This is a genomic window from Bradyrhizobium lablabi (assembly GCF_018131005.1).
Taxonomy (GTDB): Bacteria; Pseudomonadota; Alphaproteobacteria; order Rhizobiales; family Xanthobacteraceae; genus Bradyrhizobium; species Bradyrhizobium lablabi_D.
In genome coordinates this window covers 15,261-41,273 of the sequence record NZ_JAFCJK010000009.1, presented here as the reverse complement: position 1 = coordinate 41,273, position 26,013 = coordinate 15,261, and the positions used below count along the sequence as shown (strand labels likewise).

31 protein-coding genes are annotated in these 26,013 nt (G+C 63.7%); 22 read left to right on the top strand and 9 right to left on the bottom strand.

Annotated elements, in window-relative coordinates; all coding sequences use genetic code 11:
• The first annotated feature begins 37 nt into the window (after positions 1-37).
• Together JQ553_RS25300 and JQ553_RS25295 are read left to right on the top strand one after the other, a co-directional pair.
• Positions 38-616 carry a 5-formyltetrahydrofolate cyclo-ligase gene (locus JQ553_RS25300; protein ID WP_212502756.1) on the top strand — a complete coding sequence of 193 codons (579 nt, stop codon included), beginning with the start codon at positions 38-40 and terminating at the stop codon, positions 614-616.
• A gap of 2 nt (positions 617-618) precedes the next feature.
• Positions 619-1,443: a TIGR00282 family metallophosphoesterase gene (locus JQ553_RS25295; protein ID WP_212502755.1), complete on the top strand. Its 825-nt coding sequence runs from the start codon at positions 619-621 to the stop codon at positions 1,441-1,443.
• Between the two features lie 20 nt (positions 1,444-1,463).
• On the opposite strand, the gene JQ553_RS25290 is transcribed toward JQ553_RS25295, so the two are convergent.
• From JQ553_RS25290 to JQ553_RS25280, 3 genes are all read right to left on the bottom strand, one after another.
• Positions 1,464-2,504: an acyltransferase gene (locus JQ553_RS25290; RefSeq protein ID WP_212502754.1), complete on the bottom strand. Its 1,041-nt coding sequence runs from the start codon at positions 2,502-2,504 to the stop codon at positions 1,464-1,466.
• Positions 2,501-2,830, bottom strand: a complete 330-nt coding sequence (locus tag JQ553_RS25285; RefSeq protein ID WP_212502753.1) for a hypothetical protein — start codon at positions 2,828-2,830, stop codon at positions 2,501-2,503. The genes JQ553_RS25290 and JQ553_RS25285 overlap by 4 nt, the downstream gene beginning before the upstream one ends.
• A 280-nt stretch (positions 2,831-3,110) precedes the next feature.
• Positions 3,111-4,871, bottom strand: coding sequence for a methyl-accepting chemotaxis protein (locus JQ553_RS25280; protein ID WP_212502752.1), 1,761 nt, complete (start codon positions 4,869-4,871; stop codon positions 3,111-3,113).
• Positions 4,872-5,080: 209 nt separating this feature from the next.
• Between JQ553_RS25280 and JQ553_RS25275 the strand changes: the two genes are divergently transcribed.
• The 6 genes from JQ553_RS25275 (at position 5,081) to ybgC (ending at position 10,153) form a co-directional block, all read left to right on the top strand.
• Positions 5,081-5,827 carry a YebC/PmpR family DNA-binding transcriptional regulator gene (locus tag JQ553_RS25275; protein ID WP_212502751.1) on the top strand — a complete coding sequence of 249 codons (747 nt, stop codon included), beginning with the start codon at positions 5,081-5,083 and terminating at the stop codon, positions 5,825-5,827.
• A 173-nt stretch (positions 5,828-6,000) separates the two neighbouring features.
• Positions 6,001-6,528, top strand: a complete 528-nt coding sequence (gene ruvC, locus JQ553_RS25270) for a crossover junction endodeoxyribonuclease RuvC (RefSeq protein WP_212502750.1) — start codon at positions 6,001-6,003, stop codon at positions 6,526-6,528.
• Positions 6,525-7,142: a Holliday junction branch migration protein RuvA gene (ruvA, locus tag JQ553_RS25265; protein WP_212502749.1), complete on the top strand. Its 618-nt coding sequence runs from the start codon at positions 6,525-6,527 to the stop codon at positions 7,140-7,142. Before ruvC ends, ruvA begins: the two co-directional genes overlap by 4 nt.
• A complete protein-coding gene (gene ruvB, locus JQ553_RS25260) occupies positions 7,139-8,188 on the top strand; it encodes a Holliday junction branch migration DNA helicase RuvB (protein WP_212502748.1) in 1,050 nt (349 codons plus the stop codon). Before ruvA ends, ruvB begins: the two co-directional genes overlap by 4 nt.
• Positions 8,189-8,448: 260 nt before the next feature.
• Positions 8,449-9,366 carry a metallophosphoesterase gene (locus JQ553_RS25255; protein WP_212502747.1) on the top strand — a complete coding sequence of 306 codons (918 nt, stop codon included), beginning with the start codon at positions 8,449-8,451 and terminating at the stop codon, positions 9,364-9,366.
• 337 nt (positions 9,367-9,703) lie between these two features.
• The gene (gene ybgC / locus JQ553_RS25250) at positions 9,704-10,153 is read left to right on the top strand and encodes a tol-pal system-associated acyl-CoA thioesterase (RefSeq protein WP_312015197.1); all 450 of its coding nucleotides are present in this window, start codon (positions 9,704-9,706) and stop codon (positions 10,151-10,153) included.
• 143 nt (positions 10,154-10,296) lie between these two features.
• On the opposite strand, the gene JQ553_RS25245 is transcribed toward ybgC, so the two are convergent.
• Positions 10,297-11,856 carry a GMC oxidoreductase gene (locus tag JQ553_RS25245; RefSeq protein WP_212502746.1) on the bottom strand — a complete coding sequence of 520 codons (1,560 nt, stop codon included), beginning with the start codon at positions 11,854-11,856 and terminating at the stop codon, positions 10,297-10,299.
• 272 nt (positions 11,857-12,128) lie between these two features.
• Between JQ553_RS25245 and JQ553_RS25240 the strand changes: the two genes are divergently transcribed.
• Positions 12,129-12,596 (top strand): nuclear transport factor 2 family protein, encoded by a 468-nt coding sequence (locus tag JQ553_RS25240; RefSeq protein ID WP_212502745.1) that lies wholly within the window; start codon positions 12,129-12,131, stop codon positions 12,594-12,596.
• 67 nt (positions 12,597-12,663) lie between these two features.
• Here the strand turns inward: JQ553_RS25240 and JQ553_RS25235 are convergent, their stop codons facing one another.
• Entirely contained in the window at positions 12,664-13,308 is a 645-nt protein-coding gene (locus JQ553_RS25235; RefSeq protein ID WP_212502744.1) for a glutathione binding-like protein, read from the bottom strand.
• A gap of 95 nt (positions 13,309-13,403) precedes the next feature.
• Between JQ553_RS25235 and JQ553_RS25230 the strand changes: the two genes are divergently transcribed.
• Positions 13,404-14,060 (top strand): TetR/AcrR family transcriptional regulator, encoded by a 657-nt coding sequence (locus JQ553_RS25230; protein WP_212502743.1) that lies wholly within the window; start codon positions 13,404-13,406, stop codon positions 14,058-14,060.
• A 228-nt stretch (positions 14,061-14,288) separates the two neighbouring features.
• Complete coding sequence (locus JQ553_RS25225) at positions 14,289-14,717, top strand: VOC family protein (RefSeq protein ID WP_212502742.1); 429 nt, start codon at positions 14,289-14,291, stop codon at positions 14,715-14,717.
• 21 nt (positions 14,718-14,738) lie between these two features.
• Here JQ553_RS25225 and JQ553_RS25220 read toward each other — a convergent pair whose 3' ends face one another.
• The gene (locus JQ553_RS25220; protein ID WP_212502741.1) at positions 14,739-15,704 is read right to left on the bottom strand and encodes a glyoxylate/hydroxypyruvate reductase A; all 966 of its coding nucleotides are present in this window, start codon (positions 15,702-15,704) and stop codon (positions 14,739-14,741) included.
• Positions 15,705-15,916: 212 nt separating this feature from the next.
• Here JQ553_RS25220 and JQ553_RS25215 point away from each other — a divergent pair, with 212 nt between their 5' ends.
• From JQ553_RS25215 to JQ553_RS25200, 4 genes are all read left to right on the top strand, one after another.
• Positions 15,917-16,285: a YciI family protein gene (locus JQ553_RS25215; protein WP_212502740.1), complete on the top strand. Its 369-nt coding sequence runs from the start codon at positions 15,917-15,919 to the stop codon at positions 16,283-16,285.
• On the top strand, positions 16,282-17,556 hold the full coding sequence (locus tag JQ553_RS25210) for an RNA polymerase sigma factor (RefSeq protein WP_212502739.1): 1,275 nt from the start codon (positions 16,282-16,284) through the stop codon (positions 17,554-17,556). The genes JQ553_RS25215 and JQ553_RS25210 overlap by 4 nt, the downstream gene beginning before the upstream one ends.
• 299 nt (positions 17,557-17,855) lie before the next feature.
• Positions 17,856-18,392, top strand: a complete 537-nt coding sequence (locus tag JQ553_RS25205) for an SRPBCC family protein (protein WP_212502738.1) — start codon at positions 17,856-17,858, stop codon at positions 18,390-18,392.
• A 19-nt stretch (positions 18,393-18,411) separates the two neighbouring features.
• Positions 18,412-18,825 carry a VOC family protein gene (locus JQ553_RS25200; protein WP_212502737.1) on the top strand — a complete coding sequence of 138 codons (414 nt, stop codon included), beginning with the start codon at positions 18,412-18,414 and terminating at the stop codon, positions 18,823-18,825.
• A gap of 147 nt (positions 18,826-18,972) precedes the next feature.
• Here JQ553_RS25200 and JQ553_RS25195 read toward each other — a convergent pair whose 3' ends face one another.
• Positions 18,973-19,407, bottom strand: a complete 435-nt coding sequence (locus JQ553_RS25195) for a hypothetical protein (RefSeq protein WP_212502962.1) — start codon at positions 19,405-19,407, stop codon at positions 18,973-18,975.
• Positions 19,408-19,604: 197 nt separating this feature from the next.
• Positions 19,605-20,393 carry an SDR family NAD(P)-dependent oxidoreductase gene (locus JQ553_RS25190; RefSeq protein ID WP_212502736.1) on the bottom strand — a complete coding sequence of 263 codons (789 nt, stop codon included), beginning with the start codon at positions 20,391-20,393 and terminating at the stop codon, positions 19,605-19,607.
• Between the two features lie 173 nt (positions 20,394-20,566).
• Between JQ553_RS25190 and JQ553_RS25185 the strand changes: the two genes are divergently transcribed.
• From JQ553_RS25185 to JQ553_RS25155, 7 genes are all read left to right on the top strand, one after another.
• Positions 20,567-21,220, top strand: a complete 654-nt coding sequence (locus tag JQ553_RS25185; protein WP_212502735.1) for a glutathione S-transferase family protein — start codon at positions 20,567-20,569, stop codon at positions 21,218-21,220.
• A 145-nt stretch (positions 21,221-21,365) separates the two neighbouring features.
• Positions 21,366-21,737 (top strand): nuclear transport factor 2 family protein, encoded by a 372-nt coding sequence (locus tag JQ553_RS25180; protein WP_212502734.1) that lies wholly within the window; start codon positions 21,366-21,368, stop codon positions 21,735-21,737.
• A gap of 140 nt (positions 21,738-21,877) precedes the next feature.
• Positions 21,878-22,294: a YciI family protein gene (locus JQ553_RS25175; protein WP_212502733.1), complete on the top strand. Its 417-nt coding sequence runs from the start codon at positions 21,878-21,880 to the stop codon at positions 22,292-22,294.
• Between the two features lie 81 nt (positions 22,295-22,375).
• Positions 22,376-22,798 carry a YciI family protein gene (locus JQ553_RS25170; RefSeq protein ID WP_212502732.1) on the top strand — a complete coding sequence of 141 codons (423 nt, stop codon included), beginning with the start codon at positions 22,376-22,378 and terminating at the stop codon, positions 22,796-22,798.
• A 45-nt stretch (positions 22,799-22,843) separates the two neighbouring features.
• Positions 22,844-23,209, top strand: a complete 366-nt coding sequence (locus JQ553_RS25165; RefSeq protein WP_212502731.1) for a YciI family protein — start codon at positions 22,844-22,846, stop codon at positions 23,207-23,209.
• A 114-nt stretch (positions 23,210-23,323) separates the two neighbouring features.
• Entirely contained in the window at positions 23,324-24,025 is a 702-nt protein-coding gene (locus JQ553_RS25160; protein WP_212502730.1) for a TetR/AcrR family transcriptional regulator, read from the top strand.
• 119 nt (positions 24,026-24,144) lie between these two features.
• Complete coding sequence (locus tag JQ553_RS25155; RefSeq protein ID WP_212502729.1) at positions 24,145-24,633, top strand: DUF2852 domain-containing protein; 489 nt, start codon at positions 24,145-24,147, stop codon at positions 24,631-24,633.
• 287 nt (positions 24,634-24,920) lie between these two features.
• Here JQ553_RS25155 and JQ553_RS25150 read toward each other — a convergent pair whose 3' ends face one another.
• Positions 24,921-25,994 (bottom strand): tartrate dehydrogenase, encoded by a 1,074-nt coding sequence (locus JQ553_RS25150; protein ID WP_212502728.1) that lies wholly within the window; start codon positions 25,992-25,994, stop codon positions 24,921-24,923.
• Positions 25,995-26,013 lie beyond the last annotated feature (19 nt).

Here is a 26,013-nt window from a genome sequence, read left to right as displayed (position 1 = left end):
CCGCTGTTGCGGCAGACGATGACAGCGGAAGATGGTCATGCACGCATCCCCATCAAAGGCCGAACTCCGGTCCCTTGCGCTCGCCAAACGCGACGCGCTGAGCGACGCGCAGCGCAGCGCGGCAGCCGAAGCTCTCGCCAGGCGCGGCACGCCGTTTGCTGTTGAGCAGGGCATGATCGTTTCGGGCTATTCGCCGATCCGCAGCGAGATCGATCCGATGCCACTGATGCTGAAGCTTGTCGGGCACGGCGCGCGGCTGGCATTGCCTTGCATCAACGCGCGCGGCCAATCGCTGACCTTCCGCGCCTGGTCGTCGCACGAGCGGCTGATGCTCGGGCCACTCGGAATCCCCGAGCCGTCGCCGGCCGCGGCCGAGGTGCATCCGGACGTGATGCTGGTCCCGCTCGCGGCGTTCGACCGGATCGGCCACCGTATCGGTTATGGCGCCGGCTATTACGACTATACCTTCGCGCATCTGCGCAAGGCCAAGCACGTGATCGGCGTCGGCCTTGCCTTCGCCGTGCAGGAAACCAAGGCGATCCCGGTGTTGTCGCACGACGTCGCGCTCGATTATGTGCTAACGGAGCGCAAGACATTCGATTTCCGGAGTTCCTAGCATTGCGCATTCTCTTCGTTGGTGACGTCGTCGGCAGGACCGGCCGTACCGCCGTTTCAGATCATCTCCCCGGCATGGTGAAGGACTGGTCGCTCGATCTCGTCATCGTCAATGGCGAGAATTCCGCCGGCGGATTCGGCATCACCGAGTCGATCTATCAGGAGCTGGTCGATGCCGGCGCCGATGCCATCACGCTCGGCAACCACGCCTGGAATCAGAAAGAGGCGCTGGTCTTCATCGACCGCGCGCCACGCCTGATCCGGCCGGTGAATTTCCCGCGTCATTCGCCCGGCCGCGGCTCCGCGCTGATCGAGACCAAGAACGGCAAGCGCGCGCTCGTCATCAACGCGATCGGCCGGGTATTCATGGAGCCGTCCAACGATCCCTTCAGCGCGGTGGAGCGTGAGGTCGAAGCCTGTCCGTTGCGCGAGGCGGCCGACGCCATCGTGGTCGATTTTCATGGTGAAGCGACCAGCGAGAAGCAAGGCATGGGCTTCTTCTGCGACGGACGCGTCAGCCTCGTGGTCGGCACTCATACCCATGTGCCGACGGCCGACCACCAGGTGTTGCCTGGCGGCACCGCCTATATCAGTGACGCCGGCATGACGGGCGATTACGACTCTGTCATCGGGATGCAGAAGGAAGAGCCGCTGCAGCGCTTCCTTACAGGAATCCCGTCCGGCCGCTTCGAGCCGGCCTCCGGGCCCGCGACGTTGAGCGGCGTCGCGGTCGAGACCGACGACGCGACCGGCCTCGCCGTGAAGATTGCACCGGTGCGGGTTGGGGGGCGGCTCGCGCCCGCGGCGCCGGCATTCTGGCTCAGCTAGCCTTTCCCGGAGTGCCGTGGCTAGCGGGGCTCCCGGAACATGGATACAGAGTGGCACAATCGACGCCTAGCCAGCGCTTTGAGATAGGCAGCTAATCTCCTGTGGTGGGCTTCCGTGAATTTTGCGAAAACGATTGAGACGATGATCGATCCGATTATTCCCACCAGCATTCGATAAGTGCCGTTGAAGGCGGTAGCGCTAAACATCAGGATCGAATGGTGCAACAGGTACAGCGAATATGACCAATCTGCCCACCATTTGACGCCGTCGTTGAGGATGGCCGGTGGTGTGGGTTTTGTGCGATCCCAAAGCGCCAGGAACGCGGCGAGGGTCGCGGCGGAGAGGAAAAAGACCGGATAGGAGTAGATCGGTTGCCCCCCCCAAATCTGGACTGCGAGCCAGATTAGCGAACCGATCCCCGCAGACCAGAATGCCCACTTGGGTATGAGCCGGATCGTTTTGGAGGCGATCAACTGTTCGCTGCCTGCTCCAAGCAGCCAAGGGACGAGCACGACATTGTTTTCGGTGAGGGACTGTATCGGGATCAGTCCTGAAAGAACTATGCCGATAATGACGGGCACAGTGAGGCCATCTCTGATCGCGAAGGCCAGCAAGCCAACGAACATATAAATCCAGAACTCAATCGCGACCGTCCAGAATGGTGCGGCGGACCCGAAAGGCAGAATTACGGCGGGCGCCTGCAACATAGAAGCGTTGGCAAGGAACTCTGGAAGCGTAAATCTGGCAACTGTTTCGGAGCTGGTGCCCGGATAATGCGAGATGCTGTAATAGTCGAGCATCGCGACCAGAAGGAGCGCGGGCAAGAAACCGGAATAGATCCGGGACCAACGGTCGATCGCATAGTCAAGAAACGTAGAGTTCGGATCGAGCAACCGGCGATGCAAGGTCTGCGAGATGAGATATCCGGATAAGAGAAAGAAGATGACGACGCCGATCTGCTGCGGCCATTCGAGTGGTCCAAAGCTTTGTGGGAAAATCGCGAAGGCGTGACCGAACAGGACCATCAGCGCTGCCGATGCCCGGATGAGATCAAAAATCATTGGGCGGTCTGGCTGGTCGGTCTTGCTGATGGATCGAGGAACGCTCGCAGTTCAGCGAGCATCTTTGTTCGCATCTCTTCGTTGATGACAAGGGTTGAGCTCCCGCCGAACTCAGCCTCGAATGCGATCAGGCACGGGGCCGTGACATCGAGTCGGTCGATCATGTGCTCAGCTAGTTCACGGTTGATCAGCAGAATCACGCCGCCGCCATACTTGGCGGCAAATCCCGCTGTGCCGATCTCGCGAGATATCCTTTTGACCTCGAATTCAATCAGGTGGTTCGGCTGCCTTCGCCAGAATGAAAGCGGTCTGACGTTGAAGTCCATCAAGCGATTAGGATTAAGCATTCCAGCGCATTTCCAGTCCCTGACTGAGGGCGGGAAGGCCTTACCACCACAACCAGTAATAGAGCAACCCGGCGACCGACCTCAACGCCCTCAAAGCGGTGAATGAGACCCACTGGGCTCACGCCAAATTGAGCAGGTGATCGCGCTCAATCCAAACTTTGGCTTGGCTTAGTTTTCGCGCGTTGGTCTCGTTGATGTGCGGCGAGGCCGAACGCGCGATCGAGAGCTTCGATCAATCTCATCGCGCCTTGATTTCCGGTCAGAGCCGGTAGGCGGTCCGGAAGCCGCCCCAGTGCCGTCCCCGCACGCGGACCGGGACGTCGATCTCGCGCATCATCACGGTGTTGCCGTTGCCCATGTCGCGCGGATAGCTCTGGATCAGATAGGCGCGCTGGTTGCGGCCGGCGGCAAGGCCTGCGGGATCGTTGAAGATACGGCGATTGCGGCTGTTGGCTGTGTTGTAGGCGACGTCGCCCGGCCGCTGCGGATGTGAGTAGATCTTGTTGTGTACCGGCAGATAGCCGTTCTGGTCGACCATGGCGCAGAACGCCATGCGCTTGTCCTTGGCGAGGAACGCCTCCTGGAAAGTCGGGAGCGTCCTCTCCGCCCAGTCCAGCATCCTGGTGCGGTACTGCACCGGATTGGTGGCTGCGATCTCGACATAGTTGGTGTCGAACATGTCCTCGATCGTGATGGCGCCGCTCGCGATGCCGTCCTCGAAGATCCCTGTCAATGCCGCGCCGGCTTCTATCGCGCGGGTGACGAACTCGGCGTTTTCCTCGTGGATCGCCCACATCCTGTCTTCGATCTTGTCGCGCAGCGCGGTATTGGTGGCCTCGAAGCGCGCCTGCACGCCCGCCTTGGAGCGCTCACTGACGCGGATCCGGCATGCGCCGACATCCCGCAGCGTCGCCTCGAGGCTCTCGTTGATCGGCAGCCTGTCGGCATCGGGCCCACTGATCAGGATGCCGGCCATGGCGATCTCGTAGACCGGCGCCGTGATCACGCCGCGCGCGGTCTTGATTTCGATCGTGAGGCTGCAGGGCAGGCGTTCGTTCTTGCGCGGATCTCCGCGTTCGTTCTGCCGCAGCAGCACCGCGCAGCGCGCCCTGAGCTTCTTGGCGAAGGCCGTCACCGCCTTGCCGGCCTTGGCGACATCGTCGCCATGCGCCTCGGCTTGCCTCGTCGCGCTGTCGATTTCGCCGGCGCTGTCGCCGACCGAGGCGATGAAATGAGAGGCGGAGGCCGCGTTCTGTCCCATTTCGCCAGTGATCTGGTTCTGCTCGGCGACCGCGCCGTTGACGTGCTCGAACACGGGTCGGATCGCCTCGATCGCCTGCGAGATGCGATGGACGGCGTCGGCCGACCCCGTCGCATCCTTTTGCAACGCCTCGATCTTCCGCGTGATCTCCTCGGTGGCGTTCTGGGTCTGGACCGCCAGCGCCTTGACCTCGGTTGCGACGACGGCAAATCCCTTGCCGGCGGCGCCGGCACGCGCCGCCTCGATCGTCGAGTTCAGCGCAAGCAGCGTGGTCTGCCGCGCGATCTGCGCGATCAGGTTGACGACGTTGCCGATCGCGGCCGAGGATTCGCGCAGGCGATCGACATTGGCGGTGGCCTCACGGGCAGCGGCTGCGGCATCGTCGGCAAGCTGGCTTGCGCTCCGCACCTGCTGGCCGATCCCTTCGGCGGAATGGGTGAACCGATCGGCGGCCTCCGAGAAGGTCGTCGCGGTGGTCTGGGCGGCGCTGGTGCGGCCGGTGAGGGCGTCAGTGCGCGCGCGAATCGTGGCGAGCGTCATCGCGGTCGCCTCGGCCCCGTCGGCCACCGAACCGGCAGCGCGTTCGAGCTGGCGGATCATCGCGCCGAGCTCGAGCTCGAGAAGCTCCAGGATTTCCCTGGCCGAATCGCTTTCAGCGGAGGCGGGAGCGACGGACGCCGGTGCCGCCACGGGAACCCTTGGTTCGAGGACAGGTGCAACCGGCTCCGGTCCTCGCTTGCGAAACAAACCGAAAGCCATTGGGCTGCTCTTGGGAAACTCTTGGACGTCAGGATAGGACAGCGCAATCCTCGCATCCGGGCATGAAGTCAGGGTTAACAACTGCCTCTTATTCCAGCACGCGATACCGCTGGCTTGAGCGCAATGCTCGCCGATCTTTGATTTTGGCCCGCGACGGGCCTATAAGCCGCGTTTTCAACCCATCTGACCTCCGCTTCCAAGAGACTCGCATGGCCGGCCATTCCCAATTCAAGAACATCATGCATCGGAAGGGCCGGCAGGATGCCCAGAAGTCGAAGCTTTTCGGCAAGCTTGCCCGCGAAATCACGGTGGCGGCCAAGCTCGGAACCCCGGATCCGGCGATGAATCCGCGGCTGCGTGCTGCCGTGGTCGCGGCGCGCGCCGAGAACATGCCCAAGGACAACATCGAGCGCGCAATCAAGAAGGCCTTGGGCAGCGAGGGCGAGAACTATGACGAGATCCGCTACGAGGGCTACGGCCCCGGTGGCGTTGCCGTGATCGTCGAGGCGCTGACCGACAACCGCAACCGTGCCGCGTCGGACATCCGTTCCTTCTTCACGAAGTCGGGCGGCAATCTCGGCGAAAGCGGGTCGGTCGCCTTCCTGTTCGACCGCACCGGCATCATTGAATATGATTCAGGCGTTGCCTCCGACGACGCGATGCTGGACGCCGCGATCGAGGCCGGCGCCGATGACGTGCAGTCGAGCGAAGCCGGCCACGAGGTCTACGCCTCTCAGGAGACGTTCCGCGAGGTCGCCAAGGCCCTGGAGGCGAAGTTCGGCGAGCCGCGCAAGGCGGCATTGACCTGGAAGCCGCAGAACACCGTGACCGTCGACGACGAGACCGGCGAAAAGCTGTTGAAGCTGATGGACATGCTCAACGAACACGACGACGTGCAGAACGTGTTCGCCAATTTCGAGGTGTCCGAGACGCTGATCGCGAAGATGACCGGGTAAGCCAGCCGCACAACTGTCATTGCCCGTCCCTTCCGGCGATTCCAGAGACCCGTATTTGAGACGTGAGATCCCGGCGTATTGGGGCTCCGCTTTCACGGGGATGACTGGTTGAGGCAGGGGATGACGTTCTCTTTATGTTTTCGTTCACTGCGCGATGGCGGTATCACTACCCCATGACATCCCAGTCGATTCGCTCCCCTGTCCGCATCATCGGTATCGATCCGGGCCTCCGCCGCACCGGCTGGGGCGTGATCGAGACCGAGGGCAACCGGCTGGTCTATGTCGCCTGCGGTTCGGTCGCGCCGCCAGACCATCTCCCTCTCGCGAGCCGCCTGCTCGCGATCCATGAGGGGCTCGCGGCGGTGCTCGGCGACCTCAAGCCGTCGGAAGCTGCGGTGGAGCAGACCTTCGTCAACAAGGATGGCGTCGCCACGCTGAAGCTCGGGCAGGCGCGTGGAGTTGCCATGCTGGCGCCCGCGATATTTGGCATATCGGTCGCCGAATACGCGCCGAACCAGGTCAAGAAGACCGTGGTCGGCGCCGGACATGCCGAAAAGAACCAGATTCAGGTGATGCTGAAGATCCTCTTGCCGAAGGCCGAACCGCCATCCGCTGACGCTGCGGACGCGCTCGCGATCGCGATCACGCATGCCCATCACCGTCAGGGCGCCGCGCTGCGGCTCAGGGTTGCGAGCCTATGATCGGAAAGCTCAAGGGCCTGATCGATTCTTACGGCGAGGACTATGTGATCCTCGACGTCGGCGGCGTGGGTTATCAGGTGCATTGCGCCGGCCGCACGCTGCAGGCGCTGCCGTCGCCGGGCGGGGCCGCCGTGCTGTCGATCGAAACCTATGTCCGCGAGGACCAGATCAAACTGTTCGGCTTCCGCTCCGATCACGAGCGCGAGTGGTTTCGCCTGCTGCAGACCGTACAGGGCGTCGGCGCCAAGGTCGCGCTTGCGGTGCTAGGCACACTGCCGCCGACCGACCTTGCGAACGCGATTGCGCTGCGCGACAAGGCGGCGGTCGCCCGCACGCCGGGCGTTGGTCCGAAGGTCGCCGAACGCATCGTCAGCGAATTGAAGGACAAGGCGCCCGGCTTTGCCACCGTCGATCCCGCCGTGGTGCAGCTCTCCGGCGCGATCGACAACAACCGCGCCCCGCGTCCGGTGACGGACGCGATCTCCGCGCTGGTCAATCTCGGCTACGGCCAGCCGCAGGCCGCTGCTGCGATTGCCGCCGCCTCGCGCAGCGCCGGCGAGAAGGCCGAGACCGCGCAATTGATCCGGCTCGGCCTGAAGGAATTGTCGAAGTGAACACGCCCTCTCGCATGGTCACGCCCGAGCGCCGCTCCGACGATGTCGGCGACACCGCGTTGCGGCCACAGTCGCTGACCGAATTCGTCGGGCAGGCGCAGGCGCGGGCCAATCTGTCGATCTTCATCGAGGCGGCGCGCAAGCGCGGGGAGGCGCTGGATCACGTGCTGTTCGTCGGTCCCCCCGGCCTCGGCAAGACCACGCTGGCGCAGATCGTGGCGCGCGAACTCGGCGTCGGCTTCCGTGCCACGTCGGGGCCTGTCATCGCCAAGGCCGGCGACCTTGCGGCGTTATTGACCAATCTCGAAGAGCGCGACGTATTGTTCATCGACGAGATCCATCGCCTGAGCCCGGCGGTCGAGGAAGTGCTCTATCCGGCGATGGAGGATTTCCAGCTCGACCTGATCATCGGCGAGGGACCGGCGGCGCGTTCTGTGAAGATCGAACTCGCAAAATTCACCCTTGTCGGTGCGACGACGCGCGCGGGCCTGCTGACCAATCCGTTGCGCGACCGCTTCGGCATTCCGATCCGGTTAAACTTCTATACCGTGGAAGAGCTCGAGAAGATCGTCACCCGGGGCGCCCGCGTGCTCAATATCGGAATGACCGCGGATGGCGCCAACGAGATCGCGCGGCGCGCCCGCGGCACGCCGCGCATCGCCGGCCGCCTGCTGCGCCGCGTGCGCGATTTTGCCTCCGCCGCGGACGCCACTTCCGTCGATCGCGGCATCGCGGACCGCGCGCTCAGCGCCCTCGAGGTCGACAGCGCCGGCCTCGACGCGATGGACCGCCGCTACCTCACCACCATCGCGATGAACTACGGCGGCGGACCAGTCGGCGTCGAGACCATGGCAGCGGCGCTGTCGGAGCCGCGCGATGCAATCGAGGACATCATCGAGCCCTATCTGATTCAGTGCGGCTACTTGCAGCGCACCCCGCGCGGACGCCTGTTGACCTCGCACGCCTTCCGCCATCTCGGCCTCGCCGAGCCAAACCGCGATCCGGCGCAGTTCGGCCTGTTTGGCGGCAATGGCGACGACGACTGAGCGGGTTTCCCGAAAAGTTGAAAATGCGTGTTGACGCAGCGCACGCTCCAAGCTGCCGGCGGGCATTTGACGGCTTTCTGCGCAAGCGGGGGCTCAATTCCGCTTCAATTGCGGGGCTAAAGCACCGTCCGGGAAGGTGTGGAGCGGCCTTCCCCTCGCGACAAGTGCATGGCGTTTGCGCGGAGATCATGCTCAAATGGAGGGCCGAACCGCGATCGCATCGTGGTCGGACTGGATCAAGCATCACCGATCCGACGGTCATGATTTCACGTCGTCAGTTTCTTCGCTCCGTTGGCGGATTGACCGCCGTCAGCGCGTCGACTGCTGCTTACGGGTTTGGCGAGCCGGTGTTCCGGCTCCGTCTCGTCAATTATGAGCTGTCGCCGCGACAATGGCCGGCGGATTTCCCCCTGAAGATCGCCGTTCTCGCTGACGTCCACGCCTGCGATCCCTGGATGTCGCTCGATCACATCGAGGCGATCGTCGAACGCACCAATGCGCTGAACGCAGACATCATCGTCATGCTCGGCGATTATGTCGCAGGCCATCGCCACGTCACGCGCTTCATCCCGGCCTCCGAGTGGGCTGCGGTGCTCGCGCGTCTGAAGGCGCCGCTCGGCGTGCATGCCATCCTCGGCAATCACGATTACTGGGAAGACAAGACCGTGCAGCGGCAGGGACAGGGCATGCCGATTGCCCGACGCGCGCTCGAAGGCGCAGGGATTCCCGTCTACGAAAATGACGTCGTGCGCCTCGCCAAGGACGGCCATCCGTTCTGGCTCGCCGGGCTCGGCGACCAGCTCGCCTATCTGCCGGCACGGCGCTACCGGCGCATCAGTCGCGTCGGCGTCGACGATCTCGGCGCGACGCTCGCCAAGGTCACCGACGATGCGCCGGTCATTCTCCTGGCGCATGAGCCCGACATCGCGCTGCGCGTGCCCTCGCGCGTCGCGCTGCAACTGTCCGGCCACACCCATGGCGGGCAGGTCCGGCTGCTCGGCTGGTCGCCCGCGGTGCCGGCCAAGCGCGGCGTGAAGCTTGTGTACGGACATCTGAAGCTGAAATGCGATGTCATCGTTTCCGGCGGCCTCGGCTGCAGCATCATGCCGTTCCGCCTCGGTGTTCCCCCTGAAATCGTGCAGGTGACGCTGGGCACGAAGGGGACGGTCGTCTCCTGACCCTCATCTGATGCGTTCCCGTTCACGAGGCCGTGCGTTTCGTTGTCGGGAAGCCAGATGAAACCATTTTCCTGATCCGAGGAAATCAGCAGGAAACAGAGCGCGAGGAACCTATCGCTGTAATCCCATGAAATGTCTCGCCGTGATCCTGCAGAGGGTGCGATCATGTGGGAATTCATCAACCGATTGTACCGGGCCTATTGCCTGTCTCGTCTATGCGAGATGCGGAAACTGAGATTGTCGCATTGAGCGGCCGGAGTTCGGCCGGTTGCGGCGCTTTACGCTCGGTCCCGGCTACGCTAATTCCCCCGGAGGCGAAAAATTCCGGGGAATAGGCGTGACAGCACCTCACCTAGACGGCGAGATCCGCGACGGCCGCCACCATATGCGAGTCCGCGTCTATTACGAGGACACCGACTTTTCCGGCATCGTCTATCATGCCAATTATCTGCGCTTCATGGAGCGCGGGCGCACCAACCATCTCCGGCTGATGGGTGCCGAGCAACAGGCGCTGTTCGAGGAGACGCCTCAGGAGACCGGTGGCTTTGCCTTTGTCGTGCGCTCGATGACGCTCGACTTCCTCAAGCCGGCGCGGATGGACGACATTCTCGATGTCGTGACCTGGCCGATCGCGGTGAAGGGTGCTTCGATCATGCTGGCGCAGGAGGTCAGGCGCGGCCATGACGTGCTCGTGAAGGCGCAGGTCCGCGTCGCCTTCATCAGCGGCGGCCGCGCGCAGCCGATCCCGAAGGGGATCCGGGCGCTGATGAAGGCGGATATTGATTAGTTTGGCCGTGTCAAAATCCGGTAGCGCTCGAGTCATACAGCGAGTGAAACTGGGCCGGTCCCTCGAGACATCAGGAACACCTGTGGGCAGCGGTCCGCTCGCCGACATAAGTTGTGACGCGAAACCGTGCTCCCTGGCCGATCTCAATGATCGAGGAAGTGATCCATACTCTGCTCAGCCAGAGCGGCAATCGTAGGCGCCGGATTGACGCAACCTGCAGATCCCGGGATGAGCGCACCATCCATGACGAACAGATTACGGTGGCCGAAGACCTCTCCAAAGTTGTCGCAGACTGCGCCGATGACAGCGCCCCCGAGCGGATGCGCACTGACCAGGGAATCCACAGGACCGGCCAGGGATGTGCCGTTTGCCTGGTTCAACCGATTGTAAGTTTTCGTGATGGCCGCAGCATTTTTCACAGTGTCCTGCGAGGTGCTCGGCCAGAACAGATCGACGGATTGTGTTGACTTGTTATAGGCTAGGTAGCCGTCGGGTTTGGATATCTGCTGCCCCAATACAAAAAGCACCCCTGCCGGAGCGAGGGGCACCGCCGAAAATATTTCCAGCGCTACTGGAGCAATCGGGTTGTCAAAATCGTTGACCTTGACGACACCGCCAACTCCAAGATTGATGTTTGTCTGTTGGGGGGTGACGATGCCCGCGACGGAGTCTCCATTCGGCCCCCAGAATTGACCCACCGCGTCGTTCAGATTGGACAAGGTGCGATGGGCCCGCGCACGCACCAACAGCTCCGAAGTTCCAATCGATCCCGCCGCCAGGAACAGGTAACGGCACTCGAAGGATTTTTGTGAGATGACGTGACCCCGCTCATTCAACTCGTTGGCGAAGACGCGGTACCCGCGCTTGGATTCTTCGATCGAGGTGACCAGATGCAACGGCTTAATCTCGACGTGACGAGTTTCTTCAGCCTTCGGAAGATAGTTGCGATCCAGGCTGTTCTTGGCTCCGCTGTTGGTGCCGAAGTAGATCTCACCGGCAATGACGGATGGAACCCGTTTGCCCGCCATCTCTTCGCGAACGGCGTGCCAGTCAAACGCCATGTCGGGCTTGGTGATGGTGAGGCCGGCCTTTGTCGCCTGCGCAATTAGAAGGCGGGCCGACAGAAAAGCGTCCGTCTGAAGAATGTCATCGGGGATCGGAGTTGCACCGAGCATCGCGCGAACGCGGGGATAGTAGACGCGGTTCAGCCGGTCATAGTCCAGCGTTCGGGGGAAGATCTTGTGAAAGAACTCTTTGGGTGGCTGGAGCGCGATGCCGCCGTAGACCAGCGAACCACCGCCGACGCCCGCCCCGCGGTATGCCGCGAGGCCGCTGTCCACCGCTTTCTTCTGGTCGAGAACGCCGGTGAAAACGTCGATGGGGAAGTCCTGGAATGGAGGACTGGGCAGGATTGTCGTGTTGCTCAGCCACGTGGTCCGGCCATCCGGATTTTCCTTGTTGCTGAAAGTGTTGCCGGCTGGCGTGATAGGCCAGCGTTTTCCGCGCTCCAGCACGATGGTTTCGATGCGAGCCTCGCCAAGACGCAACGCGGCCACCGCCCCTCCGAAGCCGCTGCCAATGACGATCGCCTCCACATAGGAGTCGTGTTCACCACGGCCGGCTCGCGCCGCGGGCAGACCAAGCCCACCCGCTGTCGCCAGCGAAGCCTGAATGAATTTGCGCCGGTTGAGAAGTCGGGACATTTGCGTCCTCTCCATACGAGCAAAGTTTCAACGTGCGGTTGATATCGCGTGGAAGCTCGGGACGGACAAGAATTATGTGGTTTCATCTGCAATACTGCGCGCCGCACTAGATTGCAGCCGTCGTCGTTTGTTCGCAGACCCGGTCACATGGCTGGGCGGATAAAACGATGTGCTCCGTTCCCAAAATTTAGTCATCAGCCGATAGCCGCCTCGCCATCGACTTCAGTTCGCATCGCGATAAACTCGCGCGTCAACAACGACTGAGGTCCGCCATGTCACGCCCGCCGCTTCCACCGTTCACCCGCGAGACCGCCGCGCAGAAGGCGCGCATGGCGGAGGATGCCTGGAATTCGCGCGACCCCGCCCGCGTTGCGCTCGCCTATACCGAGGACAGTCGCTGGCGCAACCGCTCCGAAGTGTTTCAGGGCCGCGAGGCGATCGTGGCCTTCCTGACGCGCAAATGGGCGAAGGAGCTCGACTATCGCCTGATCAAGGATCTCTGGGCATTCGACGGCAACCGCATCGCGGTGCGATTCCAGTATGAATGGCATGACGCGGATGGCAATTGGTTCCGCTCCTATGGCAACGAGCAGTGGGAATTCGACGAGCACGGCCTGATGCGCCGCCGCGAGGCCTCGATCAACGATATCGCGATCGCCGAACAGGACCGCCGCTTCCACTGGTCCGCACCGGGCCCGCGACCGGCAGATGCGCCGGGCCTGGGAGACAGCCCGTTTTGATTTGCCGTCGCGGCGAGAGCCCATCTCGCTCTTCCCGTGAAGAACGGGGAGAGCGAGCAAGCGAGGCTTACGCCGCCGCCTTGCGCCGGGCGAGCTCGGCCTTGTAGAGCTCGAACTCTTCCGCGATCGCCTTGGCGACCGAAGGCCGGGCCCGCAGCCGCTCATAATAGGCCTTCAGCGCCGGCCACTTCGCAAGCTCCACCGGCGGCGTCGCCATGGTCCAGTTGATGACGGTGACGAGGTAGGCGTCGGCGACGCTGAAATGGTCGAGCAGATAGTCGCGGCCCCTCAGGTGGTCTTCGAGATAATCGAGCCGCGATACGTACTTCTCGAGTGCATAGGCCTTCGCGTCCGGTGGCGCCTTCCTGTCGAGCAACGGCACGAACAGCCCCTTGTGCAGTTCGGTGCCGATGAAGCAGAGCCATTGATGCAGCCGCGAGCGCTCGGCAGGCGAGGCAGTACCGAGACCGGCTTGTGGGAAGCGGTCGGCGACATATTGCAGGATCGCCGCGTTCTCGGTCAGCACCACGCCGTCGTCAGTCCGCAGCGTCGGCACCAGCCCAAGCGGATTGATCTTGATGAAGTCGGAGCCGTCGTTGCGGACTTGCTTGGTCCTGGGGTCGACCTCGAGATAGTTGGCCGGCTGGCCCGCTTCATAGAGGGCAACGCGGGTTGCCATCGAGCAGGCGAGGGGCGAGAAATAAAGGTCCATGCTTGCCTCCTTGGCAGTATGGCGCGGGTTTCCCGGCCGATTGATTTTTGTACTGTTGTGCATAATATTGGTTCGGTCAAGGATTTTTGTTCAAAATGGTACAAAAGAATAAGCCGCCACCTGCTGCCAAAATTGGAGCGCCCGCAGTTCCGAAGAGGCGCGGGCGGCCTCGCGCCTATGAGCCCGACGTCGCACTCGGAAAGGCGCTCGACCTGTTCAGGCGCGCCGGCTTTGCCGCCACCTCGCTCGACGACCTCAGCGCCGCGACCGGCATGAATCGGCCGAGCCTCTATGGCGCGTTCGGCGACAAGCGCGAGCTCTACATCAAGAGCTACCGGCGCTATCGCGACGACGCGCGCGCCGCGATGGGCGCCGTATTTCGCGACGAGGCGCCGCTCAGACAGCGGCTCGAGCGCATCTACGCGATCGCGCTCGACATCTATCTGTCCGGCGAGGCAGGTCCGCGCGGCTGCTTCACGGTGATGACCGCAGGGTCCGAGGCGGTGTCGGATCCCGCGATCCGCGCCATGGTGCTGGAAGGCCTGACCGAGCTCGACAAGGCGTTCGCCAACTGCTTCCGCCTCGCCAAGGAACGCGGCGAGCTGGCCGGGAGCGCGGATACGACCGCGCTGGCGCATCTCGCCTCCAGCACGATCCACACCATCGCGATCCGCGCCCGTGCGTGCGTTCCGCGCAAGGAGCTCGAAGCGATCGTGAAGGGCGCCCTCGACGTGATGTGCGGGCCCAAATAGCCGTCGCGGTTTTCTTCCCGCTCGATGTCGGGCTGAGGCGTTTCCGCTCGTCTTCAGTTGGAACAGGCGTCCGGCTCGAGTCCGGCATCGACGTGGTCTCGGCCATGGCGACCTGAGCACGCAGGCCGAAAAAATGTGCGACCCTATGTCGGATGCAGACCGCCGCATTCGTCATGGTGCCGTGGCGGCGCCGTGCCGCGTTCTGTCTTTCAGGAAAGGCCTTGAATCATGTCCGAACCCGTGCAGGTTGTCACTCCGCATCTCGTCGTCCGCGACGGCAATGCTGCCGTCGACTTCTACAAGAAGGCGCTCGGCGCCACCGAGGTCATGCGCGTTCCGGCACAGGATGGCAAGCGGCTGATGCATGCCGAAATCCGCGTCAATGGCGCGCGGATTTTCCTGGTGGACGATTTCCCGGAGCATCGCGGCCAACACAGCGTCGACGCCGTGTTCCCGCCGGACCGGATCAAGGGCACGTCCGTCACCATGCATCTCGAAGTCGAGAATTGCGACGCAGCGGTGAAGCGGGCGATGGACGCCGGCGCAACCGTTACGTTGGAGCCATGGGATTCCTTCTGGGGCGCCCGCTACGCCCGCATCATCGATCCGTTCGGCCATTCCTGGAGTTTCGCCCACGCGCTGCCGGCGAAAGCCTAGCCGTCGCCGGGGGCGGCCAAGTTAGTAGCCCCGCTCGCGATCGACCACGTTGTCAAGCGGCTCGCCAGCCTCGAACCGCCCGATTTGGCGCGCGACATATTTCGAGATCTCATCGGCGTCGGTATCGGCGGCGTTATGCGGCGTGAGCACCACCCTGGGATGGCTCCAGAACGGGCTATCCTCGGGCAGCGGCTCGGTCTCGTAGACGTCGAGCGAGGCTGCGCCCAGCGTGCCATCGTCGAGCGCATGCAGGATGTCGACCTCGTTCTGCAAGCCGCCGCGTCCGGCATTGATCAGAACAGGCGCGCCAAGTGGAGACGCGCGGCTCAGCTTCAAAAAGACGTCGCGGTCGAGGATGTGGCGCGTATCCTGCGTCAGCGGCAGCAGGCAGACCAGGATGTTGGTCTCGCGCAGGAACGCGTCCAATCCGGCGGCGCCGTGGAAGCATGTGATGCCGTCGATCCGCTTGCCGCTGCGGCTCCAGCCGACCACGCGGAAGCCGAGCCCGCGCAGCGCGCGCGCCGCGGCGGCGCCGAGGGTGCCGAGGCCCATGATGCCGATGGTGAGCGCGTTGGCCGCCCATTGATATCGAGGCGCCCAGCGCCTCACGCGCTGCGATTCCCGCAAATAGGGCTCCTGGCGGTGATGCATCAGCACATGCAGCACGACATATTCGGTCATCCGCTCGGTCAGGTCATCGACCGCGACCCGCACCAGCGGTACGTCGGGCAGCGAGCCGTCAGCCATCAGCGCGTCGACGCCGGCGCCGAGATTGAAGATGACGCGCAAATTGCCGAACGCGGCGAGTTCGCCGGGTTTCGGCTTCCACACCGCTGCATAATACACCTCGGCCGGATCGAGCGCGGGGTCCGGCAACAGCAGGACGCGGCGGTCGCGGCACACATCGTCGAACCGCACCTTCCAGCGCTGCGGCGACCAATTCTCGGTGCCACCATGCACCAGCAGCGCGAGCGCGCCCTTGCTCATTTCGGTACCTCCAACCAGAGCGTTTTCGAGCGAAGCGGCCCACCGGTTCGCGTGAAGAAAACGCGTCAAAACCAGAATACAAGGCTTCGGTTCTGATTCCATCAGAACCGATAATGCTCCAGGTGCCGGAACCGTGGGCAAAATTTCTTTCGCGCCCTTGTCGGTAACGGGCATAATCGTGCGTCCTTGAGATGAACGGAGATGCCCTTTCGATGCTGTACGCCATCCTCTGCTATCACGACGAAGACATGGTCGGTTCCTGGAGCAAGGAGCAGGACGCGTCGGTGATGCAAAAATTGTCCCTCGTGCAGGAGAAGCTCGCAAGGCAGGGCCGGCTCGGCCCGGTGGCGCGGCTGTTGCCGACTACGGCGGCCACTACGATGCGCAAGGACGACCCGCCGCTGGTGCTGGACGGCCCTTTCGCCGAAACCAAGGAGCAACTGCTCGGTTTCTACATCGTCGACTGCAAGGACCTTGACGAGGCGCTGGATGTGGCACGCGATCTCGGCGCCGCCAATCCCGGCGGCGCCTATGAGATCCGCCCGGTCGGCGTCTTCAACCCGGGGAGGGCTGGAACGTGACCGATACCGCCTGGATCGATGCCGCGCTGACCTCGGCGCGTCCCCAGGCGGTCGGCGCCCTCCTGCGCTATTTCCGTGATCTCGATACCGCCGAGGAAGCGTTTCAGAATGCCTGCCTGCGGGCGTTGAAGAGCTGGCCGCAGAACGGCCCGCCGCGCGATGCCGCGGCGTGGCTGATCATGGTCGGCCGCAACGTCGCCATCGACGATATCAGACGCAACAAGAAGCAGCAGCCGCTGCCCGAGGATGACCGGGCGATCTCCGACCTTGACGACGCCGAGGACGAGATCGCCGAACGGCTCGATGGCTCGCATTACCGCGACGATATCCTGCGGCTCCTGTTCATCTGTTGCCACAAGGACCTGCCGGCAACGCAGCAGATCGCGCTCGCGCTGCGCATCGTCTCCGGCCTCGGCGTGAAGCAGATCGCGCGCGCGTTCCTGGTCTCGGAGGCCGCGATGGAACAGCGCATCACGCGGGCGAAGGCGCGCGTCGCCGGTGCCAAGGTGCCGTTCGATACGCCGGGCGCGGCCGAGCGCAGCGAGCGGCTCGCCTCCGTTGCCGCGATGATCTACCTGATCTTCAACGAGGGTTATTCGGCAAGCGGCGACACCGCGGAAATCCGCAGCCCCCTGTGCGAGGAGGCAGTCCGCCTGGCGCGGTTGCTGCTCCGCCTGTTCCAGAGCGAGCCAGAGATCATGGGGCTGACGGCGCTCTTGTTGCTGCAGCATGCCCGCGCGGCCGCGCGCTTCGATGCGGATGGCCAGGTGATCCTGCTCGAGGATCAGGACCGCAGCCTTTGGAACCAGAAGCTGATCGCCGAGGGGCTCGCACTGATCGACAAGGCGATGCGGCATCGCAGGAGCGGACCCTATCAGGTGCAGGCGGCGATCGCCGCCTTGCATGCCCGCGCCGAAACGCCGGACGATACCGACTGGAAGCAGATCGATCTGCTCTATGGCGCACTCGAGATCATGCAGCCGTCGCCGGTGGTGACGCTCAACCGCGCGGTCGCGGTCTCCAAGGTGACGGGCGCCGAGGCTGCGCTCGAGATGATCGAGCCGCTCGCGCCGCGGCTCTCCAACTATTTCCATTACTTCGGCGTGCGCGGCGCCTTCCTGATGCAACTCGGCCGCAACGACGAGGCCCGCGTCGCCTTCGACCGCGCGATCGCGCTCGCCAACACCACCGCCGAAGCCGCCCACATCCGCATGCATATCGACCGCCTGATGCGCGACAGCCAGCCGCGCAACGCGAAGGCTGGGAAGTAGCAGTCAGGTTTTGCTCCGTCGTCATGCCCGGCCTCCACGTCCTTGTTGCAGCAAGCGAAGACGTGGATGGCCGGCATGAGCCCGGCTCTGACGAACTCACAAAAAACCTCGCTCAGTTTGTCGGCTTTGCGTTCGCCCGTTCGTCGTGGCGACAGAGCGTCACCAGGCCTTGCGGAGCCCGCCATGCCGACGATTCCAAGAGCCAATCTCGGCCTGATGGTGTAGGGCCGCGCGACCTGCGAAACCTGATTTCCTTTCGCCGCTAAATCGTTCCTGAATTTATCCTCACGGAGACAGTCATGCTCGAGATCGTTGCCATCATCGCCGTCATCCTCGCAATCGCGATTGCGGTCGTCCTCGTCCTCGCGGCGGCCAAGTCGAGTACGTTGCAGGTCACGCGCGCGGCGAGCATCAGGGCCCCGGCGGAGCGGATCTTCCCGCTGATCAGCGACTTCCACCAGTGGACGCGTTGGTCGCCCTACGAAAACAAGGATCCCGCGATGAAGCGCAGCTACAGCGGCACGGAGAGCGGCAAGGGCGCGGTCTATGCCTGGGACGGCGACAAGAATGTCGGCTCCGGCCGGATGGAGATCCTGGAGGCATCGGCGCCATCGAAGGTCGTCATCAAGCTCGATTTCTTCAAGCCGTTCGAGGGGCACAACACCGCCGAATTCACAATGCTGCCGCAGGAGGATGCGACCAACGTCACATGGACGATGTATGGTCCGGCGGTCTTCATGTCGAAGCTGATGCAGGTGTTCATCAACCTGGACCACATGATCGGCAAGGATTTCGAGGCCGGTCTCGCCAATCTGAAAAAGCTGACCGAAAAGTAGCTAGCCCAAGGAGCATGCGATGCAGGTCAACCCCTATCTCCACTTCAACGGCAATTGCGGAGCGGCGCTGAAATTTTACCAGAAGGTGCTGGGCGCGCAGATCGAGGCGACGTTTCCCTACGGGGAGGGACCTCCGGAGATGCAGATGCCGCCGGACTGGAAAGACAAGATCATGCACGCCATGATCACGATCGATGGCGAAATCATCATGGCGTCGGACTCTCCGCCCGGCCATTTCCAGAAGCCGCAGGGCTTTTCCGTTTCGCTGCAGGTCGAAGATCCCGCCGACGCCGAGCGGCGGTTCAAGGCGCTCGCCGAGGGCGGCAGCGTCACCATGCCGTTCGGCAAGACCTTCTTCTCCAACGGCTTCGGCATGTGTGTCGACCAGTTCGGTATCCCCTGGATGGTGAACTGCCCGATGGAGGGGACGTAGGCGTCAGTTCGGTCGGCAGCCGCGCTCCTGTACCGTCACCCTGAGGAGCGCGTAGCGCGTCTCGAAGGGCGACGGCCACCGGCGGGGCTGTTCATCGCCGAGGCTCGCTTCGCGAGCACCTCAAGGATGACCGGCGCAGGGAGCGCCTCACCGGCACCGCGGATAGATCGCAGCGAGCTCGCGCCCGCGCAGCAGCAATAGCCGCGACGTCAATCCGCCGCGGCGGATGATCCAGCCGCGCACCGCGGCTGGATAGGCGTCCAGCACCTCCAGAGATGCTTCCGGCTCGGCATACATCCGGCCGCGCCGGTCGACGGAGCGCGCGGCGTGGAAGCCGAGCACCGCACGCCGCGTCACGCAGATGCGGTCGTTCGGCACCATCGAGAGCACCAGCGTGCAGGCCGACAGGCATGGACCGTCGATCACGACGCGCTCGCCCGATGCGCGCACCATTTCGAACAATTCGAGGAACGGGCCGACCTGTCCGCCGGGGCTCGCGAGAATGCGCACTTCGGCGCGGGCGGGCGCGACGGCAGTGGCCAGCGCAGCCACCGCCAGGATACTCATCGCCATCTTGCGCATCGGCGGTTCCCTTGCGGTTGACATCGTCTCCGCCAGTTACGCTGGCGGATGCGGCCGGAATTTGTCAGCCGCTAAAGCATGATCCGGAAAAGTGTGTAGCGGTTTTCCCTCGCGACAAACGCTTAGCGTTTGCGCGGAGATCATGCGCAAACAACAAGCTAGGGCGCGATGATGATTCATCCTGATCTCATCGCGCGTTAGCCGTTCCGCCGCTGGCCGCGCAGTGTCGGAAGCCCGATGCCGGCGGCATCGAAGCCACCGTCGACGGCAAGGATCTGTCCGGTGATGTAGCTCGCGCGATCCGAGCACAGGAAGAAGATCGCTTCGGCCAGCTCGCCTTCCAGCCCGTAGCGGTTGAGCGGGATTGCGTCGTGATAGTCGGCGCGGATTTCCGGCGTGTGCACCGCCTTCGCCATCGCGGTCTCGACGGGCCCCGGCGCGACCGCGTTGACGCGGATGCCGACGGATGCGAGCTCCACCGCAAGCTGCTTGGTCAGATGCGCGAGCCCCGCCTTGCTGGTGCCGTAGGCCGCCCGCAGCGTCGAGGCGCGCACCGCCGAGATCGAGGTGATGTTGACAATCGCGCCGCCGCCATGCTCGCGCATCAAAGGGGCGGCCGCCTTGGTGCACAGGAACGGGCCGGTGAGGTTGACCGCCATGATCCGGCTCCAGTCGGCATCCGGAGTCTCCAGCACCGGCGCGAACACCGCCACGCCCGCATTGTTGACCAGCGCATCCAGCCGGCCAAAGCGCTGGTTGATCGCCGCGATTGCCACCGCCACGCCCTCGGCGTTGGAGACGTCGCAGGTCAGCGCGAGGGTGTTGCCGGGAGTCTTCAGCGCCGCGACCGCGCTTTCCAGCAATGCGCCCTCGATGTCGAGCAGCGCGACGCGCCAGCCCTCCGCAAGAAAGCGTTTTGCGGTTGCCAGCCCAATGCCGCGCGCGGCGCCAGTCACGAGGGCAACTTTGGGCGAAGACGAGGTCATGGCGGGGTCGATCGTTTGGGTATACGGCTGGCTGCGGACGAGCTAGACCGTCTGCGATCTTTACCGGGACGTGTCAACTGACACGGATTCCAGCGAAATAATTCCAGCACGATATGTCGGCCCGGCCGCCGGCACCCCGTCCTGTGGCCGCTGACCAATGATTGGGAGTTTCGATGTCGCTCACACTGCATTACCACCCGCTCTCGTCGTTCTGCTGGAAGGCGCTGATCGCGCTCTACGACAACGGCACGCCGTTCACGCCAAACCTGGTCAATCTGGGTGATCCCGCCGAGCGCGCGGCGCTGCTCAGGCTGTGGCCGATCGGCAAATTTCCCGTGCTCGGCGACAGCACGCGGGGAGAGACGGTGCCGGAATCCAGCGTCATCATCGACTATCTCGACCGGCACTATCCCGGCGCCACCAGGTTCGTCCCCGATGATCCCAAGCTCGCGCTTCAAGCGCGGCTAAGCGACCGCGTGTTCGATCTCTACGTCCATTTGCCGATGCAGAAGATCGTGCTCGACCGGCTGCGCCCGGCCGACAAAAAGGATCCGTACGGCGTGGCCGAAGCGCGGACGCGGCTCCGCGCCTCCTATGCGATGCTCGAGCAGCAGCTCGCCGATGGCGGCTGGGCTGTGGGCGAGCGCTTCACGCTGGCCGACTGCGCGGCCGCGCCGGCCCTGTTCTACGGCAACATGAATGAGCCGTTCAGCGACGGACATCCGCGTCTTGCGGCCTATCTGGAGCGTCTCACGTCGCGACCGTCCTTCGCCCGCGTGCTCAAAGAGGCCGAGCCCTATTTCGGCATGGTGCCGAGGGAGGGCTGAGGGCGGTTCCGGCCCGGCGCGCGCACTCGCAAAATTCCCGGCCTTAGTGTCGTGTTCGGGCGTTGCCGTTCGTCTTCCAGACGAGGTCTCAACGATTGGGGGATTTTCCCTGCGATCGCCGTAGACCGCAGCGCGTGGAGATGACATGGCAGCGGCCGACAACAAGGCGGAGATCATCCGCGCCATCTTCGCCGCCTATCTTGCGAACGACCGCAAGACGGTCGAGCAGACGTTTTCAGAGGAATTTTGCTTCAACACGCCCTATGGCGAAGGCATCGACAAGCCGACTTATTTCGCGCGGTGCTGGCGGACCAGCGACTGGATCAGCCGCCACGAGATCGAGCGGATCATGGTCGACGGGCCGGAGGCCTACGTCACCTATCGCTGCGTCGCCAGGGACGGCAAGAATTTTCGCAACACCGAATTCTTCGTCTTCGACGGCGACAAGGTGAAGCGGGTCGACGTCTATTTCGGCCCGTCCTACCTGGACGGCGCACTTGTCAGGCAGGAGCGCTGATTCCGGGCCGCGAATCTGCCGCGCCTGCGACGTCAATGACCTGGAAAATAATTGTCCCGGCGATGTCGGCAATTTAAGACCGGTTTCGTCTTTCAGCCAGGCGCGGGCTCCGACGGCCCGGTACAGGAGAGCACAGGACGATGAAGTTCATGGTGATCGTGAAGGCGAACAGGGAGAGCGAGGCCGGTGTCATGCCGAGCACGGAACTCCTGACTGCGATGGGCAAGTTCAACGAGGAAATGGTCAAGGCGGGCGTGATGCAGGCCGGCGAGGGATTGCACCCGACCGCGAAGGGCGCGCGCATCAAATATGCAGGCGGGCAAGGCACCGTCACCCGCGGTCCGTTCACCCTCTCCGGCGACCTCGTTGCCGGCTTCTGGATGATCGAGACCGAGTCGCTCGATGAGGCCCTCGACTGGATGAAGCGCGCGCCGTTCGATGGCGGCTCCGAGGTCGAGATCCGCCAGGTGTTCGCCGTCGAGGATTTTGGCGAGGCGCTCACCCCCGAACTGCGCGAGCAGGAGGAGCGCCTGCGCGCGCAGACTGCGAAGAAGTGACGCACAGCGTCATTCCGGGGCGATCGCCTCCGCGATGAACCGGAAGTCCGAGATTGTTACGCGAAAACCAAAGGACCCCACATGCGTTTCATGATGCTGATGATCCCGCTTGGCTATGAGACCGCGCCGCCGGAGATCGATCTCGATCCCGAGCGCGTCGCCGCGATGATGAAATACAACCAGGCGCTCAAGGATGCCGGCGTGCTGATCACGCTGGACGGTCTGCATCCGCCCTCATCGGGCGCGCGGGTGTCGTTTGCCACGGGCAGGCCGGTCGTCACCGATGGTCCCTTCACCGAGTCCAAGGAAGTGATCGGCGGCTACTGGATGATCGACGTCGCCTCGCGCGCGGAGGCGATCGATTGGGCCAAGAAGTGTCCGGCCTCGGCCAACGAGATCATCGAGATCCGCCAGGTACAGGAGATGTCCGATTTCTCCGAGGAGGTGCAGCAAGCCGCTGCTACTTTCGAGGCGCCGCAGGGCTGGGGAAGGGCACTCCGTTAAGCCACGCGACGATCGTCAATTTATCAACCGCAGAGGAGAAGCAGCATGAGCACCAACGACACCTTCCTCGCCGTTTATCTCGGCAGCAAGAACGGCGCGCGGATGGCGGCCTGGCACGCGATGCCGGAGGCTGAACGGCGCGCCAAGGAGCAACAGGGGATGGCCGCGTGGGGAGCCTGGGTCGAGAAGCACCAGGGCGTGATCGTTGAGATGGGCGGCCCGCTCGGCAAGACCAAGAAGATCGATGCCAGTGGGACCGCTGATGTCGTCAACCAGTTGACCGGCTTCACCGTGGTGCGCGCGCCCTCGCAGGAGGCCGCCGCCAAACTGTTCGAGAATCACCCGCACTTCGCCATCTTCCCGGGGGACTCCGTGGAGATCATGCCGGTGTTGCCGATTCCGGGCCGCTAATTCGCCAACAAGCCCTCTTGGTGAGGAGCGCGAAACGCGCGTTCCGAACCAGGGGCCCGGTCTGCGGCCAGCCGCTAGTGACCTTTCCCGCCGGCTCATGTAAAGATCGTTCACATGAGCTGGCGCAAGGACGAACGCCGCGCCGAGCGCGGCTATCATCACGGCAATCTGAAAGAGGCGTTGCTACAGGCCGCCCTTAACCTGATCTCGCAAAAGGGGCCGGCCGGCTTCACCTTTGCCGATGCCGCGCGGATGGCGGGCGTCAGCCCCGCCGCGCCCTACCGGCATTTCCGCGATCGCGACGAACTGCTCGCCAGCATCGCGCAGCGCGGTTTCGAGCAGTTCGAATCGGTGCTGACGCAGGCCTGGGACGACGGCCGCCCCGACACGATCTCGGCGTTCGAGCGTGTCGGCAAGGCCTATCTCGGCTTCGCGCGCGAGGAGCCCGCGTTCTACTCGGCGATGTTCGAATCCGGTGTGCCTGTCGACTCCAACCCGACGCTGATGGCCGCAAGCGAGCGCGCGTTTGCAATCATTCGCGCCGCGGCCGAACGGCTCGCCGCGCTGGCGCCGCCCGGCATGCCGCGTCCACCGGCGATGATGATGGCGCTGCACATCTGGTCGATGTCGCATGGCGTTGCCTCGCTGTTCGGCCGCGGCGACGCCGCACGCCGCAAACTGCCGATGTCGCCAGAGGATCTGCTCGAGGCCGAGGTCCTGATCTATCTGCGCGGCCTCGGCTTCCCGATCGACCGCAGGGCAGAGGCTGCCGCTGCGGAGGAAAAGCCGGCGGGCCCCTGGGGCAGGCCGAAATAAAATTACAAAAATAATTGGGCAGGTGCGTCATCCGCTCCGCTTGACTTTCCCTCGGGATCGGCTACCTATGTAAATGTTATTTACATTCACAACGGCGTGATGCCGTCATGGAGAAGGAAATGTCCTACACCGCAGATGTCAATCGTTGGCGCGGTCCGGTGGAAGAGCCCTATCGCCCGCGTATGCTGGAGAGCCCCTGGCATCCCGGCTGGATCGCCGTGACTATCCTCGGCTTCATCATCTGGTGGCCGATTGGTCTTGCCCTTCTCTTTTTCACACTCGGGAGCAGAAAGATGGGTTGCTGGAGCCACCACGATCGGGATCGCTGGGCGAGCAAGATGGAGCGCATGCAGTACAAGATGGATCGGATGAAGAGCCGCATGGAGGGCCGCGGCTTCGGCTGGGGCTTCGGTCCGCCGTCGAGCGGCAATCGCGCCTTCGACGAGTACCGCATGGAAACGCTGCGCCGGCTCGAGGAGGAGCAGGTCGAGTTCAAGAACTTCCTCGATCGCCTGCGCCACGCCAAGGACAAGGAAGAGTTCGATGCCTTCATGGCGCAGCATCGGACCCGTCCGACCCCGCCGAACGATCAGCCGCCGCAGAGCTGAGCCTTCAGGCGATATGCCCCCATAACACCTGAATGGCCGCGAAGCCGCCCGTTTGCGAAAGCAAGCGGGCGGTTTGCTTTTGGGGTTGACCTCGGAGTCACCTCGCCCCGCTTGCGAGGAGAGGTCGGATCGCATCGGAGATGCGATCCGGGTGAGGCGGATGTCCGCGAGTCATCTATGGCTGGCCGCGCTGAGGCACCGCTCACCCCAACCCTCTAAGCGTGAGCTCCGCTCGTCTCGACCCGCGAGCGGGGCGAGGGAGAAGATGCGGTACCCGGCTTCTCGGCTTACACGTTCGATCCGTGGATCGCGTCGATCACGGCCTCTGTGACTTCCTTCGTCGTCGCCTTGCCGCCGACGTCGGGCGTCAACACGCCGGCCGCGCATACTTTCTCGACCGCCGCCATCAGCCGTGCCGCCGGCTCCTTCTCGCCGAGATGCTCAAGCATCTGCGCGCCGGTCCAGAAGGTCGCGACCGGATTGGCGATGCCCTTGCCGGTGATGTCGAAAGCCGAGCCGTGGATTGGCTCGAACATGGATGGGAAGCGGCGCTGCGGATCGATGTTGCCGGTCGGCGCGACGCCGAGGCTGCCGGCCAGCGCGCCGGCGAGGTCGGAGAGGATGTCGGCATGAAGGTTGGTTGCGACGATCGTGTCGAGGCTCTTTGGATTGAGCGTCATGCGAACCGTCATGGCGTCGACCAGCATCTTGTCCCAGGTCACGTCGGGGAACTCGCGCGACACCTCGTCCGCGATCTCGTCCCACATCACCATGCCGTGGCGCTGCGCGTTCGACTTGGTCACCACGGTGAGGAATTTGCGCGGCCGCGACTGCGCGAGCTGGAACGCAAAGCGCATGATGCGCGTGACGCCGACGCGGGTGAAGATCGCGACTTCGGTGCCGACCTCTTCGGGCAGGCCCTTGTGCGCGCGGCCACCCATGCCCGCATATTCGCCTTCGGAATTCTCGCGCACGATTACCCAGTCGAGAGCGCCGACGCCGACATCGCGCAGCGGCGAGGCGACGCCGGGCAGGATCTTGGTCGGCCGCACATTGGCGTACTGGTCAAAGCCCTGGCAGATCGGCAGCCGCAGCCCCCAGAGCGTGATGTGGTCGGGCACGTCGGGCGCGCCGACCGCGCCGAAATAGATCGCGTCGAACTTCTTGAGCTCGGTCAAGCCGTCGGCCGGCATCATCACGCCGTGCTTCTTGTAATAGTCCGAGCCCCAGTCGAAGGTCTTGAAGGTGAAGGCGAGGTCGCCGGAGCGCTTGGCCAGCGCGTCGAGCACGCGGATGCCCGCGGAGATGACTTCGGGTCCGATGCCGTCGGCGGGAATGGCGGCGATGGAATGAGTGCGCATGGGATGTCTCCGGATAAGT

Bases quoted from the DNA above. Each gene is read 5' to 3' on its own strand.
- JQ553_RS25230 (WP_212502743.1), top strand. From the start codon at position 13,404: ATGGTACAAAAGAATAAGCCGCCACCTGCTGCCAAAATTGGAGCGCCC.
- JQ553_RS25170 (WP_212502732.1), top strand. From the start codon at position 22,376: ATGCGTTTCATGATGCTGATGATCCCGCTTGGCTATGAGACCGCGCCG.
- ruvC (WP_212502750.1), top strand. From the start codon at position 6,001: ATGACATCCCAGTCGATTCGCTCCCCTGTCCGCATCATCGGTATCGAT.
- JQ553_RS25285 (WP_212502753.1), bottom strand. From the start codon at position 2,830: ATGGACTTCAACGTCAGACCGCTTTCATTCTGGCGAAGGCAGCCGAAC.
- JQ553_RS25165 (WP_212502731.1), top strand. From the start codon at position 22,844: ATGAGCACCAACGACACCTTCCTCGCCGTTTATCTCGGCAGCAAGAAC.
- JQ553_RS25280 (WP_212502752.1), bottom strand. From the start codon at position 4,871: ATGGCTTTCGGTTTGTTTCGCAAGCGAGGACCGGAGCCGGTTGCACCT.
- JQ553_RS25275 (WP_212502751.1), top strand. From the start codon at position 5,081: ATGGCCGGCCATTCCCAATTCAAGAACATCATGCATCGGAAGGGCCGG.
- ruvA (WP_212502749.1), top strand. From the start codon at position 6,525: ATGATCGGAAAGCTCAAGGGCCTGATCGATTCTTACGGCGAGGACTAT.
- JQ553_RS25220 (WP_212502741.1), bottom strand. From the start codon at position 15,704: ATGAGCAAGGGCGCGCTCGCGCTGCTGGTGCATGGTGGCACCGAGAAT.
- JQ553_RS25190 (WP_212502736.1), bottom strand. From the start codon at position 20,393: ATGACCTCGTCTTCGCCCAAAGTTGCCCTCGTGACTGGCGCCGCGCGC.
- JQ553_RS25235 (WP_212502744.1), bottom strand. From the start codon at position 13,308: ATGGACCTTTATTTCTCGCCCCTCGCCTGCTCGATGGCAACCCGCGTT.
- JQ553_RS25175 (WP_212502733.1), top strand. From the start codon at position 21,878: ATGAAGTTCATGGTGATCGTGAAGGCGAACAGGGAGAGCGAGGCCGGT.
- JQ553_RS25180 (WP_212502734.1), top strand. From the start codon at position 21,366: ATGGCAGCGGCCGACAACAAGGCGGAGATCATCCGCGCCATCTTCGCC.
- JQ553_RS25215 (WP_212502740.1), top strand. From the start codon at position 15,917: ATGCTGTACGCCATCCTCTGCTATCACGACGAAGACATGGTCGGTTCC.
- JQ553_RS25245 (WP_212502746.1), bottom strand. From the start codon at position 11,856: ATGTCCCGACTTCTCAACCGGCGCAAATTCATTCAGGCTTCGCTGGCG.
- JQ553_RS25225 (WP_212502742.1), top strand. From the start codon at position 14,289: ATGTCCGAACCCGTGCAGGTTGTCACTCCGCATCTCGTCGTCCGCGAC.
- JQ553_RS25150 (WP_212502728.1), bottom strand. From the start codon at position 25,994: ATGCGCACTCATTCCATCGCCGCCATTCCCGCCGACGGCATCGGACCC.
- JQ553_RS25195 (WP_212502962.1), bottom strand. From the start codon at position 19,407: ATGCGCAAGATGGCGATGAGTATCCTGGCGGTGGCTGCGCTGGCCACT.
- JQ553_RS25240 (WP_212502745.1), top strand. From the start codon at position 12,129: ATGTCACGCCCGCCGCTTCCACCGTTCACCCGCGAGACCGCCGCGCAG.
- JQ553_RS25255 (WP_212502747.1), top strand. From the start codon at position 8,449: ATGATTTCACGTCGTCAGTTTCTTCGCTCCGTTGGCGGATTGACCGCC.
- JQ553_RS25200 (WP_212502737.1), top strand. From the start codon at position 18,412: ATGCAGGTCAACCCCTATCTCCACTTCAACGGCAATTGCGGAGCGGCG.
- JQ553_RS25185 (WP_212502735.1), top strand. From the start codon at position 20,567: ATGTCGCTCACACTGCATTACCACCCGCTCTCGTCGTTCTGCTGGAAG.
- JQ553_RS25155 (WP_212502729.1), top strand. From the start codon at position 24,145: ATGTCCTACACCGCAGATGTCAATCGTTGGCGCGGTCCGGTGGAAGAG.
- JQ553_RS25205 (WP_212502738.1), top strand. From the start codon at position 17,856: ATGCTCGAGATCGTTGCCATCATCGCCGTCATCCTCGCAATCGCGATT.
- JQ553_RS25160 (WP_212502730.1), top strand. From the start codon at position 23,324: ATGAGCTGGCGCAAGGACGAACGCCGCGCCGAGCGCGGCTATCATCAC.
- JQ553_RS25290 (WP_212502754.1), bottom strand. From the start codon at position 2,504: ATGATTTTTGATCTCATCCGGGCATCGGCAGCGCTGATGGTCCTGTTC.
- JQ553_RS25300 (WP_212502756.1), top strand. From the start codon at position 38: ATGCACGCATCCCCATCAAAGGCCGAACTCCGGTCCCTTGCGCTCGCC.